Annotated in this window: 14 protein-coding genes; 3 read left to right on the forward strand and 11 right to left on the reverse strand. The window is 75.4% G+C overall.

Annotated elements, in window-relative coordinates; translation table 11 throughout:
- Window positions 1-10: 10 nt before the first annotated feature.
- The 5 genes from purM to PHK61_RS19760 all read right to left on the reverse strand — a co-directional run bounded on the left by purM (window position 11) and on the right by PHK61_RS19760 (window position 6455).
- Entirely contained in the window at window positions 11-1126 is a 1116-nt protein-coding gene (gene purM / locus PHK61_RS19740; protein WP_274282728.1) for a phosphoribosylformylglycinamidine cyclo-ligase, read from the reverse strand.
- 78 nt (window positions 1127-1204) lie between these two features.
- Entirely contained in the window at window positions 1205-2785 is a 1581-nt protein-coding gene (purF, locus tag PHK61_RS19745; RefSeq protein WP_420791413.1) for an amidophosphoribosyltransferase, read from the reverse strand.
- A gap of 218 nt (window positions 2786-3003) precedes the next feature.
- Window positions 3004-5178: a putative bifunctional diguanylate cyclase/phosphodiesterase gene (locus tag PHK61_RS19750; protein ID WP_274282730.1), complete on the reverse strand. Its 2175-nt coding sequence runs from the start codon at window positions 5176-5178 to the stop codon at window positions 3004-3006.
- Complete coding sequence (locus PHK61_RS19755) at window positions 5171-5977, reverse strand: SAM-dependent methyltransferase (protein ID WP_274282731.1); 807 nt, start codon at window positions 5975-5977, stop codon at window positions 5171-5173. The genes PHK61_RS19750 and PHK61_RS19755 overlap by 8 nt, the downstream gene beginning before the upstream one ends.
- A 76-nt stretch (window positions 5978-6053) precedes the next feature.
- On the reverse strand, window positions 6054-6455 hold the full coding sequence (locus PHK61_RS19760) for a sterol carrier family protein (RefSeq protein WP_274282732.1): 402 nt from the start codon (window positions 6453-6455) through the stop codon (window positions 6054-6056).
- Window positions 6456-6474: 19 nt separating this feature from the next.
- Between PHK61_RS19760 and PHK61_RS19765 the strand changes: the two genes are divergently transcribed.
- Window positions 6475-7221 (forward strand): SGNH/GDSL hydrolase family protein, encoded by a 747-nt coding sequence (locus PHK61_RS19765; RefSeq protein WP_274282733.1) that lies wholly within the window; start codon window positions 6475-6477, stop codon window positions 7219-7221.
- 12 nt (window positions 7222-7233) lie between these two features.
- Here the strand turns inward: PHK61_RS19765 and purL are convergent, their stop codons facing one another.
- Window positions 7234-9531, reverse strand: a complete 2298-nt coding sequence (gene purL / locus PHK61_RS19770) for a phosphoribosylformylglycinamidine synthase subunit PurL (protein WP_420791414.1) — start codon at window positions 9529-9531, stop codon at window positions 7234-7236.
- Between the two features lie 384 nt (window positions 9532-9915).
- On the opposite strand from purL, the gene PHK61_RS19775 reads away from it, so the two are divergent.
- Window positions 9916-10416 (forward strand): hypothetical protein, encoded by a 501-nt coding sequence (locus PHK61_RS19775; RefSeq protein ID WP_274282734.1) that lies wholly within the window; start codon window positions 9916-9918, stop codon window positions 10414-10416.
- On the opposite strand, the gene purQ is transcribed toward PHK61_RS19775, so the two are convergent.
- A complete protein-coding gene (gene purQ / locus PHK61_RS19780) occupies window positions 10400-11077 on the reverse strand; it encodes a phosphoribosylformylglycinamidine synthase subunit PurQ (RefSeq protein ID WP_274282735.1) in 678 nt (225 codons plus the stop codon). The two genes, PHK61_RS19775 and purQ, sit on opposite strands and share 17 nt — an antisense overlap.
- A complete protein-coding gene (gene purS / locus PHK61_RS19785) occupies window positions 11074-11313 on the reverse strand; it encodes a phosphoribosylformylglycinamidine synthase subunit PurS (protein ID WP_274282736.1) in 240 nt (79 codons plus the stop codon). The genes purQ and purS overlap by 4 nt, the downstream gene beginning before the upstream one ends.
- A gap of 42 nt (window positions 11314-11355) precedes the next feature.
- On the opposite strand from purS, the gene PHK61_RS19790 reads away from it, so the two are divergent.
- On the forward strand, window positions 11356-11988 hold the full coding sequence (locus PHK61_RS19790; protein ID WP_274282737.1) for an MBL fold metallo-hydrolase: 633 nt from the start codon (window positions 11356-11358) through the stop codon (window positions 11986-11988).
- Between the two features lie 12 nt (window positions 11989-12000).
- Here the strand turns inward: PHK61_RS19790 and PHK61_RS19795 are convergent, their stop codons facing one another.
- The 3 genes from PHK61_RS19795 to purB all read right to left on the reverse strand — a co-directional run bounded on the left by PHK61_RS19795 (window position 12001) and on the right by purB (window position 15224).
- Window positions 12001-12744 (reverse strand): DUF2334 domain-containing protein, encoded by a 744-nt coding sequence (locus tag PHK61_RS19795; protein ID WP_274282738.1) that lies wholly within the window; start codon window positions 12742-12744, stop codon window positions 12001-12003.
- 129 nt (window positions 12745-12873) lie between these two features.
- Window positions 12874-13773, reverse strand: coding sequence for a phosphoribosylaminoimidazolesuccinocarboxamide synthase (locus tag PHK61_RS19800; RefSeq protein ID WP_274282739.1), 900 nt, complete (start codon window positions 13771-13773; stop codon window positions 12874-12876).
- A gap of 11 nt (window positions 13774-13784) precedes the next feature.
- Entirely contained in the window at window positions 13785-15224 is a 1440-nt protein-coding gene (gene purB / locus PHK61_RS19805; RefSeq protein WP_274282740.1) for an adenylosuccinate lyase, read from the reverse strand.
- Between the last annotated feature and the right edge of the window lie 41 nt (window positions 15225-15265).

The raw sequence follows: 15265 nt of genomic DNA on the forward strand, positions 1-15265 counted from the left end.
TGGCTGCGGGTCAGAACCTCGGGTGATCGCCGCGCATGACGGCGTGGCCGGCACGGGCCGGCGCCTCGCCGGGCACGCTGTCCGCGTCGGTGGTGGCCCGCACCTCGCCGAGCACCCATGACGGCACGTGCTTGGCGGTCAGCACCGCCATCGCGCGATCGACGTCGTCGGGCGGCAGGACGACGACCATGCCGACGCCCATGTTGAAGGTGCGCTCCATCTCCTCGCGGGTCACCCGGCCGCGGGCGGCGATCAGCTTGAAGACCGGTGCGGGCGTCCACGTCGTGCGGTCCAGCTCGGCGGTGAGGCCGGCGGGCAGGACGCGGGCGAGGTTGGCACACAGCCCCCCGCCGGTGACGTGCGCGAACGTGCGGACGTCGGTCTCGGCGGCCACGGCGAGGCAGTCGCGGGCGTAGATGCGGGTGGGCTCGAGGAGCTCGTCGCCCAGCGTGCGCCCGAACTCCTCGACATGGCCGTCGAGCGACATCCGCCCGATCTCGAGCAGCACCTGGCGCGCCAGCGAGAAGCCGTTGGAGTGCAGGCCCGACGAGGCCATCGCGACGACGGTGTCGCCGGGGCGTACGCGGTCGGGGCCGAGCATGCCGTCGGCCTCGACGATCCCCACGCCGGTGGCCGAGAGGTCGTAGTGGTGGGGCTCCATCACCCCGGGGTGCTCGGCGGTCTCGCCGCCGAGCAGCGCGCAGCCGGCGAGCCGGCAGCCCTCGGCGATCCCCGAGACGATCTTCTCGACCTTCTCCGGGACGAGCTTGCCGATGGCCAGGTAGTCCTGCAGGAACAGCGGCTCGGCGCCGCACACCACGAGGTCGTCGACGACCATGGCCACGAGGTCGCGGCCCACGGTGTCGTGCTTGTCGGCCGCCTGGGCGACGGCCAGCTTGGTGCCGACGCCGTCGGTGGACGCGGCCAGCACCGGCTCGCGGTACTTGCCGCTGCGCAGCGCGAAGAGCCCCGCGAACCCGCCGATGCCGCCGAGGACCTCCGGCCGCGACGTCGACGCCGCGAGCGGCTTGAGCCGGTCGACGGCCCGCTCACCGGCCTCGACGTCCACCCCGGCCGCCGCGTAGCTGGCCTTCGGTCCGTCGGGGTCCTCGGGGGCGTGGGTCATCGGTGCGGGTCCTCGCAGGGGCTGGGTCGGGGGCGGGCGGGAGACGGGGCGGCGGGAGACGGCTCGTCGCCGACGCCGTCAGGGACGGCTCAGGGCGTCCTCGGCACCGTAACCCGGCGTCCCCAGCAACTCGGGTCGACCTCCGCTGCGCTTCGTCTCCGGCGGCATCCCCGCCCCGGTGGCGGCGTGCCCGCTGTGCACGACCGGCCCGCCGGAGCCGCCGTCGCCGCAGCTGGCGCCGGTGACGTCCTCCAGCAGGTGCTTGCCCACCATCGCGTCCGAGGGCAGCGGGATGGGGTACTCGCCGGAGAAGCAGGCGGTGCACAGCCGCGAGCGCGGCTGGTCGGTGGCGGCGACGAGGCCGTCCTCCGAGATGTAGCCGAGGCTGTCGGCCCCGACCGAGCGGCGGACGCCCTCGTCCTCGAGCCCGTTGGCGATGAGCTCGGCGCGGGAGGCGAAGTCGATGCCGTAGAAGCACGGCCAGCGCACGGGCGGGCTGGCGATGCGCACGTGCACCTCGACGGCGCCGGCCTCGCGCAGCATGCGCACCAGCGAGCGCTGGGTGTTGCCGCGGACGATCGAGTCGTCCACCACGACCAGGCGCTTGCCGCGGATGATCTCGCGCAGCGGGTTGAGCTTCAGCCGGATGCCCAGCTGGCGGATCGTCTGCGAGGGCTGGATGAAGGTGCGCCCGACGTAGGCGTTCTTCACCAGCCCCTGGCCGTAGGGGATGCCGGAGCGCTCGGCGTAGCCGATGGCCGCCGGGGTGCCCGACTCCGGGACGGGGATGACGAGGTCGGCCTCGGCCGGGTGCTCGTCGGCCAGGCGGCGCCCGATCTCGACCCGGGCGGAGTGCACGCCGCGGCCGGCGATCGAGGTGTCGGGACGCGCGAGGTAGACGTACTCGAAGATGCAGCCCTTGGGCTCGGGGGCGGCGAAGCGCGAGCTGCGCAGGCCCTCGGCGTCGATCGCGATGAGCTCGCCGGGCTCGACCTCGCGCACGAACGAGGCGCCGACGATGTCGAGCGCGGCGGTCTCGGAGGCCACGACCCAGCCGCGGTCGAGCCGGCCGAGCACCAGCGGGCGGACCCCGTGCCGGTCGCGGGCGGCGTAGAGCGTGGTCTCGTCGGAGAACACGAGGCTGAAGGCGCCCTGGAGGTCGGGCAGCAGGCGGACCGCCGCCTCCTCGACCCCGAGGTCGGCCGCGGCGTCGGCGAGCAGGCCGGTGACGACGTCCGAGTCGGTGGTCGCACCGTCGAGGGCCGAGCGCGGGCGGCGGTTGCCGCCGCCGTTGCCGTTGCCCGTACCGACGGCGGCCAGCGCGTCACGGCGCCGGACGAGCTCGGCGGTGTTGACCAGGTTGCCGTTGTGGCCCAGCGCGAGGCCCGTGCCGGCCGCGGTGGTGCGGAACGTCGGCTGGGCGTTCTCCCAGGTGGGCGAGCCGGTGGTCGAGTAGCGGGTGTGGCCGACCGCGAGGTGGCCGCGCAGCGACGACAGCGACTGCTCGTCGAAGACCTGGCTCACCAGCCCGAGGTCCTTGAAGACCACGATCTGGCGCCCGTCGCTGACCGCCATCCCGGCGGCCTCCTGGCCGCGGTGCTGCAGCGCGAACAGCCCGAAGTAGGTGAGCTTCGAGACCTCCTCGCCGGGCGCCCACACACCGAAGACGCCGCACTCCTCCTTCGGCCCGTCGTCGAACGCGGGCTGCTCGGGAGGGCTCTCGGAGGTGGGTGACGTGGGCCGCGGATCGTTTCCGGCTGCATCCACCGGGCCGGCTCCTTGTCGACGAGGTGCCACGAGTCGTGCCGCGCCCAGCCTACGCGGGGCGGAGAGCCCGTGGGCGGGGCACGCCGCGATCCGCGTCTCAGCGGGCGGGCTCACGCCCCCAGGAGATCCCCGCCCGGCCGGACCGGCGGGTCGCCGAGCGGGGCCCCGCGGCGCAGCATCCGGGCGATGTCGGTGGCGGGCAGCGCCGGCGCGAAGAGCCAGCCCTGACCCTCGTCGCAGCCCAGCGCGCGCAGCCGGGCGGCCTGGGGTTCGGTCTCCACGCCCTCGGCGGTGACCGTGAGGTCGAGGGCGTGCCCGAGGGCGACCAGGGTGCCGACGATGCGCTCGTCGACGGGGTCGGAGAGGTCCTCCTCGCGCAGCCCCTCGCCGAACGAGCCGTCCAGCTTGATCACGTCGACGGGCAGTTTGCGCAGGTAGGACAGGTTCGAGTAGCCGGTGCCGAAGTCGTCGACGGCGATCCGCACGCCCATCGCCCGCAGCCCGTCGAGAGCCTTGAGCGGCGCGCCCTCGTCGATGGTCAGCGCGCGCTCGGTGAGCTCGACCTGCAGCCGGTCGGGCGGGAGCCCGGTGCGGTCGAGCAGCGCGGACACCTCGGCGACCAGCCCCGGCTCGGCGAGCTGGCGCTGGGCGACGTTGACGCTGACGAACGGCGCGGCGTCGCCGAACTCGTCGTGCCAGGCGCGGGCGTCGCGGCAGGCGTACTCGAGGACCCGGCGCCCGAGCTCGACGACGATGCCCGTCTCCTCGGCCGGCCCGATGAACAGCGACGGCGAGAGCACCCCGAGGCGCGGGTGCTGCCAGCGGACCAGGGCCTCGACGCCGCGCACGCGGTGGTCGGCCAGGGAGACCAGCGGCTGGTAGAGCACGAAGAACTCGTCGTGCGCGACCGCCGAGGGCAGGGCCGCCGACAGGGTGAACCGCGCGGTCTCGGCCTCGTCGCGCCCCGGGTCGTGGACGGCCCAGCGCCCGCGCCCCTCGGCCTTCGCGGTGTAGAGGGTGATGTCGGCGGCGCGCATCAGCTCGGAGGCGGTGGTCTCGCGGACCGCCTGCTCGACGACCCCGATGCTCGCGCCGACCACCAGCTCCTGGCCGGCGAGCGGCAGCGGCGGGGCCAGCGCGGCGAGCACGCGCTCGGCGAGGGCGACGAGGCGGTCGACGCCGTGGGAGTCCTCCACGAGCACGACGAACTCGTCGCCGCCCGTGCGCGCGACCAGCTCGCCCCCGGTGGCGCAGGCGCCGAGTCGGCGGGCCACCTCCTGGAGCATCCGGTCGCCGACGCCGTGCCCGAGGCTGTCGTTGATCGTCTTGAACCCGTCGAGGTCGAGGAAGCAGACCCCGACCCGGCGCGTGGAGTCCGGGCCCTCGCGGGTGAAGACGCGCTCGAGGCGCTCGGTGAACTTCGCGCGGTTGGCCAGCTCGGTGAGCGGGTCGTGGTAGGCCTGGTACTCGAGGTTCTCCTGGAGCCGGTGGCGCTCGCTGACGTCCTCGAGCATGGCGAGCTGGTAGGTGGGCCTGCCCTCCTCGTCGCGCACCAGCGACAGGGTCAGGTGCCCGACGATCTCCTTGCCGCTGCGCCGGAAGAACCGCTTCTCGACGCGGAAGTTGTCGATCTCGCCGCGCAGCAGGCGCTCGTAGAGCCGCCACACCGAGGGCGCGTCGTCGGGGTGCGTGAGGTCGCCGACGGTCAGGCGGCGGAACTCGTCGGCGGAGTGCCCGAACATCCGCGTCATGGCCGGGTTGACCTCGAGGATCCGGCCGTCCATGTCGCCGAGCCCGATGCCGATGGCCGCCTCGTGGAACATCGCGCGGAACCGGGCCTCGCTGGCGTGCAGCGCCTGCTCGGTGTGGTGGCGCGCCGCGAGCACCGCCCGGCGGATGGCCTCCTGCTCGTCGAGGGTGCGGTCGCGCAGGGCGGCCGCGTAGCCGCCGGCGAGCGTGCCGGACAGGGCGTGGGCCGCCGGGGTCACGCCGGGGCCGAGGAGGGCGGGCAGCGCCTCGACGAGGAGCAGCACAGTGCGCTCGAGGGTCGCGGGCCCGGTGAAGTGCGCCGAGACGAGCCGCCGGCCGACCTCGGCGCCCGCGTCCGGGCGCGGGGGGTCGGCGAGGACGGCGTCGACCACCAGCCCGGCGAGCTCGCGCAGGTGCGCCTGCAGCTCGTCGGCGGCCATCGGGACGTAGCTGGTCCCCTCGACCTCGTCGGCCCAGGCGGAGGCGAGGGCGTCGACGGGGTCGGGCGTGTCGCCGCATCCGGGGGGCTCAGTCACGACGTCCCACGGCGGCGTAGCCGGTGAAGCGCTCGGGGTGGTCGCCGGCGGCGACGGGGTCGTCGGGCCGCCACTCCGGGAGGAACACCAGCCCCGGGTCGACGAGGGTGAAGCCGTCGAGGAGGGCGGCGACCTCGTCGCGGGTCCGCATCCGCATCGGCGTGGCCGTGCGCCGGTAGAGCGCCTGGTGGTCGCCCGCGCGCTCGGGGGCCCCGTCGGCGCTGGCGTGGCTGATCACCAGGAAGCTGCCCGGCGGCATCGCCTCGCGGTAGCGGGCGAGCACCTCGGCGGGCCGGCGCTCGTCGTCGACGAAGTGCAGCAGCGCGACGACGAGCACCCCGACCGGGCGGGAGAAGTCGATCAGCGAGCGGGTGATCGGGTCGTCGAGGACGGCCGCGACCTCGGTGAAGTCGCCCTGGACGACGCCGGTGCGCGGGTCGTCGGCCAGCAGGGCCCGGGAGTGGGCGACGGCCACCGGGTCGATGTCGACGTACACCACCCGGGCGTCGGGCCGCACGGTCTGGGCCACCTCGTGGACGTTGCCGACCGTCGGGATGCCCGAGCCGATGTCGAGGAACTGGTCGATGCCCTGCTCGGCCAGGTGGCGCACGGCCCTGCGCAGGAAGGCGCGGTTGGCCTGCATGATGCGCGGGAGCTCGGGCCAGTCGGCGACCGCGCGGGCCGCCATGGCCCGGTCGACCGCGAAGTTGTGCAGCCCGCCGAGGTAGTAGTCGTACACCCGGGCGGCACTGGGCCGGTCGATGTCCACCTCGTCGGGAGCCCAGCTCGGCCGCTGCACCAGGCCTCCCTCCCCGTTCCTGGTCCGGTCCGTCACGGTCCGGTGATGGGCATCGTACGGGCGCAACCGGGACGGCTCAGCCGTTCTCACACCGTCGGTGCACGTCCACCACCGGGAGCCATCGTGCGATCTCCGCCGCACGGTGCCCCGAGGCGGATACCCGATCCGCCGCCGCCTCCCAGCTCAGCAGTCCGAGCGCGAGCGCGAGCCACGTGGCCGCGTCGGTCTCGACGACGTTGGGCGGCGTGCCGCGGGTGTGGCGCGGCCCCTCGACGCACTGCACAGCACCGAACGGCGGCACCCGCACCTCGACCGAATGGCCGGGCGCGCTGTGCTCGAGGGTGCGCAGCGACGAGCGGACGGCCGCGGCCAGCAGGGGGCGCGCCGGACGCTCGTGGGCCTCGGGGTCGCGGACCCAGGGCGCGACCGCGAGCAGGTCCTCGCGCACCTGTGCGGGGTCGGGGGCTCGGCGGGGCACGGTCGTCCAGGATAGGCGGGTGCCGCGCGCCCGCTCCCTCGTCTCCCTCGTCGCCTCCGCCGCCGTCCTGGGTCTCGTGGTCGTGCAGGCCCGCCGGCTGCACCTGGCCACGACCATGGAGGACGACCACGCGGCCTACTGGCGGCGGCGCCGGCGCAGCCCCGGCGACGTGCTGCTCGTCGCGCTCGGCGACTCGCTCGCCCAGGGCCTGGGCGCCGTGCACCCGGAGCGGTCCTGGGCGGGGCGGCTCGCCGACGCGCTGGAGGCCCGCGCCGGCGTCCGCGTGCGCATCGTGAACCTGGGCGTCGTCGGCGCGACCGTCGCCGACGTCCTCGCCGCGCAGGTGCCGGCCGCGCCGCTCGACGGCCCGGCGACCGTCGTCGCGCTCGCCGTCGGCACCAACGACGCCGCGCAGGACGTCGCGCCCGAGGAGTTCCGGCGCGACCTCGACGCCGTGTGCGCGGCCCTGCCCGCCGGCGCGCTCGTCGCCGACGTCCCCGACCTGCAGCGCGGGGCCCCGCAGCGGCACGCGGCGCGGCTGGCGGCCGTCGCGCGCGAGGTGATCGCCGCCCACCCGGCCCTGCGGCCCGTCGCGCTCGAGGCCGCGACGCACCGGATGCGGCTCTGGGAGGTCGGGCCCGACCTCGCGCACCCGAACGGCCGGGGCTACCGGCGCTACGGGCGCGCGTTCGTCGAGGCCCTGGACGGCGCGCTCCCCGCGCGGACGGGGAGGTCGCGCGCCCGGAGGCAGCGCCCCGTCCGCTGAAGCAGTGAGCGCTCAGCCCAGGACGGCGGGCAGGGTGGCCTCGCCGAGCGCGCGGAGGTCGGCGAGCGGGAGGTCGTCGACACCCTCGATGCGCAGGGCGTCCCCGCCGACCTCGCCGAGACGCGCCGCGGCCTGACCCGCCTCGGCGCAGCGGCGGGCGAGCTCCGCCTCGTCGCCCGGGGCCACGGTGACGAGCATGCGCGCCCCGGTCTCGGAGAAGAGCACGGTGGCGGGGTCGAGGCCCGGCGCCGGCGGCAGGGTCACCGTCGCCCCCCGGCCGGCGGCGAGCGCCGCCTCGACGAGCGCCTGGGCCAGGCCGCCGTCGGAGAGGTCGTGGGAACCCGAGAGCAGGCCGTCGGCCGCGGCACCGGCGACGAGCGCGGCGAGCTCCGCCTCCGCCGCCAGGTCGGCCCGCGGTGGCCGCCCGCCGAGGTGCTCGTGCACGACGCCCGCCCACGTGGAGCCGTCGAGCTCGTCGCGGGTCTCGCCGAGCAGCCACACCGCGTCGCCGGCCTCACCGAGGCCGTGCGGGACGGCGCGGGCCACGTCCTCGAGGATCCCGAGCACGCCGACCACGGGCGTCGGCAGGATCGCCGCGCTGCCCGTCTGGTTGTAGAAGCTCACGTTGCCACCGGTGACGGGCAGGCCCAGCGCCGCGCAGGCGTCGGCGAGACCCGCGACGGCCTCGGCGAACTGCCACATCACGGCCGGGTCCTCGGGCGAGCCGAAGTTCAGGCAGTCGGTGACCGCCACCGGCACCGCCCCCGACGACGCGACGTTGCGCACCGACTCGGCCAGCGCCAGCTGCGCGCCGACCCGGGGGTCGAGCTGGCAGAAGCGGGCGTTGGCGTCGATCGACACCGCCACGCCGCGCCCGCTCGCCTCGTCGACGCGCACGACGCCGGCGTCGGCCGGGGTCGCCGCCGTGGTGTTGCCGCGGACGTAGCGGTCGTACTGCTCGGTCACCCAGGTCCGCGGCGCGAGGGCCGGCGAGGCGACGAGGGCGCGGATCTGCGCCGCGATCTCGCCGGGGGCCGACGGCCGCGGGCGCCCGGCGACCGAGTCGGCCTGCAGCGCGTCCTGCCACTCCGGGCGGGCGTAGGGACGGTCGTAGACCGGGCCGTCGTGGGCGACGGTGCGCGGCGGCACGTCGACCACGGTCCGGCCGTGGTGGGTGATGCGCAGGCGCTCGCCGTCGGTGACCTCGCCGATGACGGTGGCCGTGACGTCCCAGCGCCGGCAGACCGCCATGAACGCGTCGACGTTCTCGGGCGTGACCACCGCGCACATCCGCTCCTGCGACTCGCTGGAGAGGATCTCGGCCGCGGTCATGTCGGCGGCGCGCAGCGGGACGGCGTCGAGGTCGACGTGCATGCCGCCGTCGCCGGCGCTGGCGAGCTCGCTGGTCGCGCAGGACAGCCCGGCGCCGCCGAGGTCCTGGATGCCGACCACGAGGCCGTCGCGGAACAGGTCCAGGCAGCACTCGATGAGCACCTTCTCGGCGAACGGGTCGCCGACCTGGACGCTGGGCAGCTTCTTGCGGCCGGTCCCGTCCTCGAACGTCTCGCTCGCGAGCACGGACACCCCGCCGATGCCGTCGAGCCCCGTGCGGGCGCCGAACAGCACGATCTTGTTGCCGGCGCCCGAGGCGAAGGCCAGGTGCAGGCCCTCGTGGCGCAGCACGCCGACGCAGAGGGCGTTGACCAGGGGGTTGCCGGAGTAGCTCGGGTCGAACACGACCTCGCCGCCGATGTTGGGCAGGCCGAGGCAGTTGCCGTAGAAGCCGACGCCGGAGACGACGCCGGGCAGCACGCGCGCGGTGTCGGGGGCGTCGAGCGGGCCGACCCGCAGCCCGTCCATCACCGCCACCGGGCGGGCGCCCATCGCCATGATGTCGCGGACGATCCCGCCGACGCCCGTCGCGGCACCCTGGTGCGGCTCGACGTACGACGGGTGGTTGTGCGATTCGATCTTGAAGGTGACCGCCCACCCGTCACCGACGTCCACCACGCCCGCGTTCTCGCCGATCCCGGCGAGCAGGCGCGCCCGCATGGCCTCGGTGGTGGTGTCGCCGAAGCGGCGCAGGTGGACCTTCGAGGACTTGTAGGAGCAGTGCTCCGACCACATCACCGAGTACATGGCCAGCTCGGCCTCGGTGGGCCGCCGGCCGAGGATGTCCCGGATGCGGGCGTACTCCTCGTCGCGCAGGCCGAGCGCGGCGTGCGGCTGGGGCTCGCCGGGGGTGGCGGCGGCGTGCTCCACCGTGTCGACGGGCGCGACCGACGACGGGGCGGGCGGGGAGGACTGCAGGGGGGCGGCGGCAGCGGCCGGACCCTGGGGGACGGTCACACCGTCGAGGGTAGGCGTCCGGCCTCCCGGGGCCGGCGGGGCCGTGACGGCCACCGCGGACCGGCGGTCACGGCAGGGTGAGAGCTGTGTCACTCGACCCGTGTACGCCGAACGCGCCGTTACCCACGATGTGCGGTCGGTAAACGCCGCCGGGCTCATCTCACCGGCACCATCGACCGACATCCACCACACGCCCACCGTGTGCACCGCCACTCAGCCCAACTTTCGCACCCCTTCGCTCGATCGGATGGCCGCTCGCTGTCCGCCGCCGACGTTTCACCGCGACACGGCGGGGCGTGTCGGCCAAATCCCGGGGGTGTCGGACCCTCGATACATCATGGAGCCATGACCACCGCCTCCGTCTCCTCGGCGACCGGATCGGCCTCCGGTGACGCGGCCGGCACGCCGGGAGCCGGCGACGCCCTCGCCCGGCTCCACCTCGTCCTCGACCGCGAGCTCCTCGGCGTCCGGCGTCACGACCTCGAGCTCGCCGGACGTGTCCCCGAGAGCGTGCGCCCGCACGTCGACGCGGCCGCCGGGATGCTCGAGTTCCTCGTCGACGACGGCTCCGGCGGCGTGGTCGTCCTCGCGCTCGCGCCCGGCGCGCGCGGCGACACGGTGGTGCCCCTGCTCCCCGCCGCCCAGCCGACCGAGCCGGGCGGCCGCGACGTCTCGACGGACGGGCCGTTCGACGAGATCGTCGGCGAGGCGATCGAGGACGTGTCGCGCCTGCTCACCCACGTCGAGCACCCCGATGAGATGCGCGGGCTCGTGCTGCACCTCGGCGGGCGGATGCTGCTGGTCTACGCCGACCTGTGGGAGCTGCGCGTCACGCTGCTGCCGTGAGCTGCTGGAGCACGGAGGTGAACAGCCCCAGACCGTCGGTGCCCGGGCCGGTCAGCGCGTCGATCGCGTGCTCGGGGTGCGGCATGAGCCCGACCACGCGGCCGTCGGCGGAGCTGATCCCGGCGATGTCGCGCAGCGCGCCATTGGGCGCGGGCCGGGTGTAGCGGAACACCACGCGGCCCTCGGCCTCGAGCGCGTCGAGGGTGGCGGCGTCGGCGACGTAGCGCCCCTCGCCCGACTTCAGCGGCACGGTGATCTCCTGGCCCACCCTGAACGCCGAGGTCCAGGCGGTGTCGGCCTCCACGCGCAGCCCCACCTCGCGGCAGACGAACCGCAGGCCGTGGTTGCGCACCAGCGCTCCGGGCAGCAGGCCCGCCTCGCAGAGGATCTGGAACCCGTTGCAGATGCCGAGCACCGGCATCCCGGCGCGCCCGGCCTCCACGACCGGGCCCATCACCGGCGAGCGGGCGGCGATCGCGCCGGCGCGCAGGTAGTCGCCGTACGAGAACCCGCCGGGCACGACCACCGCGTCGACCCCGCGCAGGTCGGCGTCGTCGTGCCACAGGCTCACGGCCTCGGCGCCGGCGTAGCGCACGGCGCGGGCGGCGTCGACGTCGTCGAGCGTCCCGGGAAACGTGATGACCCCGATCCGGCTCGTCACGACGACACCCTCCGCACGACCCACTCCTCGATCACCGGGTTGGCGAGCAGCGTGCCGGCGATGTGCTCGAGCTCGGCGTCGCCGACGGTGTCGTCGACCTCGAGCTCGAAGTGCTTGCCCTGGCGCACGTCGGCCACGCCGTCGACCCCCAGGCGACCCATCGCACGGGCCACGGCCTGGCCCTGCGGGTCGAGGATCTCGGCCTTCGGGAGGACGTCGACGATCACGCGTGCCACGCCGTTCAGGTTACCGGGGCGCGGCGGGGGAACTCCGGTGGCGTGGAACTCGTACACCTGGGTCACGCGTGCGTCGTCCTCGACACCGGCTCGGCCCGTCTCCTGGTCGATCCCGGCGCCTTCTCGGAGGGCTACGAGACCCTCGAGGGCCTCGACGCGGTGCTGATCACCCACCAGCACTTCGACCACCTCGACACGGAGAAGCTGCCGGCGCTGCTCGAGCGCAACCCGGGCGCGGAGCTCGTCGTCGACCCCGGCACCGCCGAGCAGCTCCGCGAGCACGGCATCGCCCACACCGTCCGCGAGCCCGGCGAGACGTTCACCGTCGGCGGCGCGGGCGTCGAGGTCGTCGGCCACGACCACGCCGTGATCCACCCCGACATCCCGCGCATCCGCAACAACGGCTACCTGGTCGACGGCTCGGTGCTGCACCCGGGCGACGCCTTCACCGTCCCCGAGCGCACGCCCGACGTGCTGCTGCTGCCGACCGCGGCGCCGTGGCTCAAGGTCTCCGAGGCCGTGGACTACCTGCGCGCCGTCGCCCCGCCGCTCGCGGTGCCGATCCACGAGGCCGTGCTGGCGAACCCCGAGCTGCACTACGGCATGTTCCGCACCCTCGCCCCGCAGGGCACCGACCTCCGCGTCCCCCCGCGCGGGGAGGCCCTTCCCCTGTGAGCACGGACATGGCTAGGCGGTGATGGACCAGTGCTCGGGGTCGCCGGCGACGCGGGGGCGGCGGGGGCCGCGGCGGGGCACGAGCTCGCCCGCCCCGAGCGGGGTGGCGCCGTCGGCGAGGGCCGCGTCGACCAGCGCGCCGGCGGCGGCGAGCGGGGCACCCACGGGCAGGGCGAGGTGCACGAGCTGCGGGTCCCCGCGCCGGCGCCGCGGCTCCGCCCCGCAAACCGGCCCCCGCCACGACCGCACCGGCGCGCCGTCGGCACCGAGACGGTGCACGCCGGCGTCGTCGACGAGCAGGCCCAGGTCGGCGGCGGCGAGCGCGGCCCGCGTGCCGGCCGAGACCGCCCAGCCCGGGGCGGCGAACCCGTCGACGGCGAGGCCCAGGGCGTCGCGGGAGCGCAGTGCGGCGGTGAGGCGCAGGCCCGCCTCGTGGGCCGGGAGGCGCCGGTAGGGCCTCCGGTCACGCGCCTCCGGCGCGGCAGCTCCCCGATCGGTGTGCTCCCCTGATCGCTTCGCGCCGCCCCCCGTCTCCGGGCGGGTGCCGTGCAGCAGGACCACGTCACCGACCCGGCGGCGGGCGGTCGCCCAGGCGGCGACCTCGGGGTGCGGGCGCGGCCCGACCAGCCAGGTCGCCGGCACGCGGCGGGCGTCGAGGGCGTCGGCGAGCGCGACGGCGCCGTCCAGCGGCGCGCCGGGCGCCAGGCCCGACACCGACACGAGCAGGCGTGCGGCACGGAGCGTTCGGGGGAGCACGCCGAGAGGGGGAGCTGCCGCCGGGCGCCGGGTCATGCCCCCATGAGGCCAGCCGGAGGTGCCGTCGATGCGTCCGGGGGGTGAACGCCGCCGCTCGGGTCGGCGACGGCCGAACGCGCAGCGCACGGATCACACAGCGGGGGGCCACTCCCGGCCGGTCAGGCGCGTGTAGGCCTCGATGTAGCGCTCGCGCGTGGCCATGATCACGTCGTCGGGCAGCGGGGGCGGCGCCTCGCCGGAGTGGCGGTCCCACCCGGACGCGGGCGAGGTGAGCCACTCCCGGACGTACTGCTTGTCGAAGCTCGGCTGCACGGCGCCCGGCGCGTACCCCTCGGCGGGCCAGAACCGCGACGAGTCCGGGGTGAGCACCTCGTCGCCGAGCACCAGCGTCCCGTCGGGCGAGAGCCCGAACTCGAGCTTGGTGTCGGCGAGGATCAGGCCCCGCGAGGCGGCGTAGGCGGCGCCCCGGGCGTAGATCGCCAGGGTCTGGTCGCGCAACGTCCCGGCGAGCTCGCGCCCGATCGTGGCCGCGACGGTCTCGAAGTCGACGTTCTCGTCGTGCTCGCCCCGGGCGGCCTTCGTCGCCGGCGTGAAGATCGGCGAGGGGAGCATGCTCGCCTCGGTGAGCCCGTCGGGGAGCGGGACGCCGCAGACGGCGCCGTCGCGGCGGTAGTCGGTCGTGCCCGAGCCCGCGAGGTAGCCCCGCGCCACGCACTCCACCGGGATCATCTCGAGGCGGCGCACGAGCAGCGCGCGCCCGCGGACCTCCTCGGGGATGCGCTCGTCGCGCGCCGCGAGCAGGTGGTGCGCCACCGGCGGCGCGGCGACGTCCGCCCCGCCGAGCAGCTCGAACCAGAACACGCTCATCGCCGTCAGCACCCGGCCCTTGTCCGGGATGGGCGTCGAGAGCACGTGGTCGAACGCCGAGATCCGGTCGGACGCGACGAGCAGCAGGGTCTCGTCGTCGACCTCGTAGAGGTCCCGGACCTTGCCGGAGGCCAGGTGGTGGTAGTCGGCGAGGCGGGGCACGGGCGCGGAGGCTAGAGGATCGGGGCGGGTGTGTACGCCGCCGCGTCGGGGTGCTCGGCGACGATCGCGTCGACCCGGCGGACGACCTCGGCGATCTGGGCCTCGGCGGCGCCGACGAAGGCGCGCGGATCGCCGACGGCGGCGTCGAGGTCGGCCGACGAGAGCCCGAGCCGCGCGTCGGCACCGAGGCGGGCGAGGAGGTCGTTGCCCTCGGCGCCCTTCTCGCGCATGTCGAGGGCCACCGCGCGGGCGTGCTCGGAGATGATCTCGTGCCCGGTCTCGCGGCCGACCCCGGCGCGCACGGCGCCCATGAGCACCGCCGTGGTCGCGAGGAACGGCAGGTAGCGGTCCAGCTCGCGGGCGATCACCGCCGGGTAGGCGCCGAACTCGTCGAGCACCGTGAGGATGGTCTCGAGCAGCCCGTCGACGGCGAAGAACGCGTCGGGCAGCGCGACGCGGCGCACGACCGAGTCGGACACGTCGCCCTCGTTCCACTGCGCGCCGGCGAGCTCGCCGACCATCGCGGCGTTGCCGCGCAGCACCACCGCGAGCCCGTTGACGCGCTCGCACGAGCGGGTGTTCATCTTGTGCGGCATCGCCGACGAGCCGACCTGGCCGGCGCGGAAGCCCTCGGTGACCAGCTCCTGGCCGGCCATGAGCCGGATGGTGGTCGCCAGCGAGGACGGGCCGGCGGCCAGCTGGACCAGCGCGGAGACCACGTCCTGGTCGAGCGAGCGCGGGTAGACCTGGCCGACGCTGGTGAGGACCTCGCCGAACCCGAGGTGCGCGGCGACGCGGCGCTCGAGCTCGGCGAGCTTGTCCGCCCCGTCAGCACCGCCGCCGAGCAGCCCCAGCATGTCCTGCGCCGTGCCCACGGGGCCCTTGATCCCGCGCAGCGGGTAGCGCTCGATCAGCTCGGTGACGCGCCGGTACGCCACGAGCGTCTCGTCGGCGGCGCTCGCGAAGCGCTTGCCCAGCGTCGTGGCCTGCGCGGCGACGTTGTGGCTGCGCCCGGCCATGACGAGCTCGGCGTGCTCGGACGCGCGGCGGGCCAGGCGGGCGAGCACCGCGACGGTCTTGTCGGCGACGAGGCGCAGGGAGTCGCGGATCTGCAGCTGCTCGACGTTCTCGGTGAGGTCGCGGCTGGTCATGCCCTTGTGGGCGTGCTGGTGGCCGGCGAGCTCGTCGAACTCCTCGATGCGCGCCTTGACGTCGTGGCGGGTCACCCGCTCGCGGGCCGCGATCGACGCCAGGTCCACGCGGTCGGTCACGGCGCGGTAGTCCTCGAGCACACCGTCGGGCACGTCCACGCCGAGCTCGCGCTGGGCGGTGAGCACCGCGATCCACAGCTCGCGCTCGAGGACGATCTTGCGCTCGGGCGACCACAGCCCGGTGAGCTCCGGGGACGCGTAGCGCGCGGCGAGCACGTTCGGGATCGTCGGACCACTCACTCGGCCGAGCCTACGGGCCGGTCGGCGCACGTGACCGCGGC

Source organism: Actinomycetospora lutea, from assembly GCF_028737205.1.
Taxonomy (GTDB): domain Bacteria; phylum Actinomycetota; class Actinomycetes; order Mycobacteriales; family Pseudonocardiaceae; genus Actinomycetospora; species Actinomycetospora lutea.

Coding starts and splice junctions, on each gene's coding strand:
- PHK61_RS19775 (WP_274282734.1), top strand. CDS start 9,916: ATGACCACCGCCTCCGTCTCCTCGGCGACCGGATCGGCCTCCGGTGAC.
- purM (WP_274282728.1), bottom strand. CDS start 1,126: ATGACCCACGCCCCCGAGGACCCCGACGGACCGAAGGCCAGCTACGCG.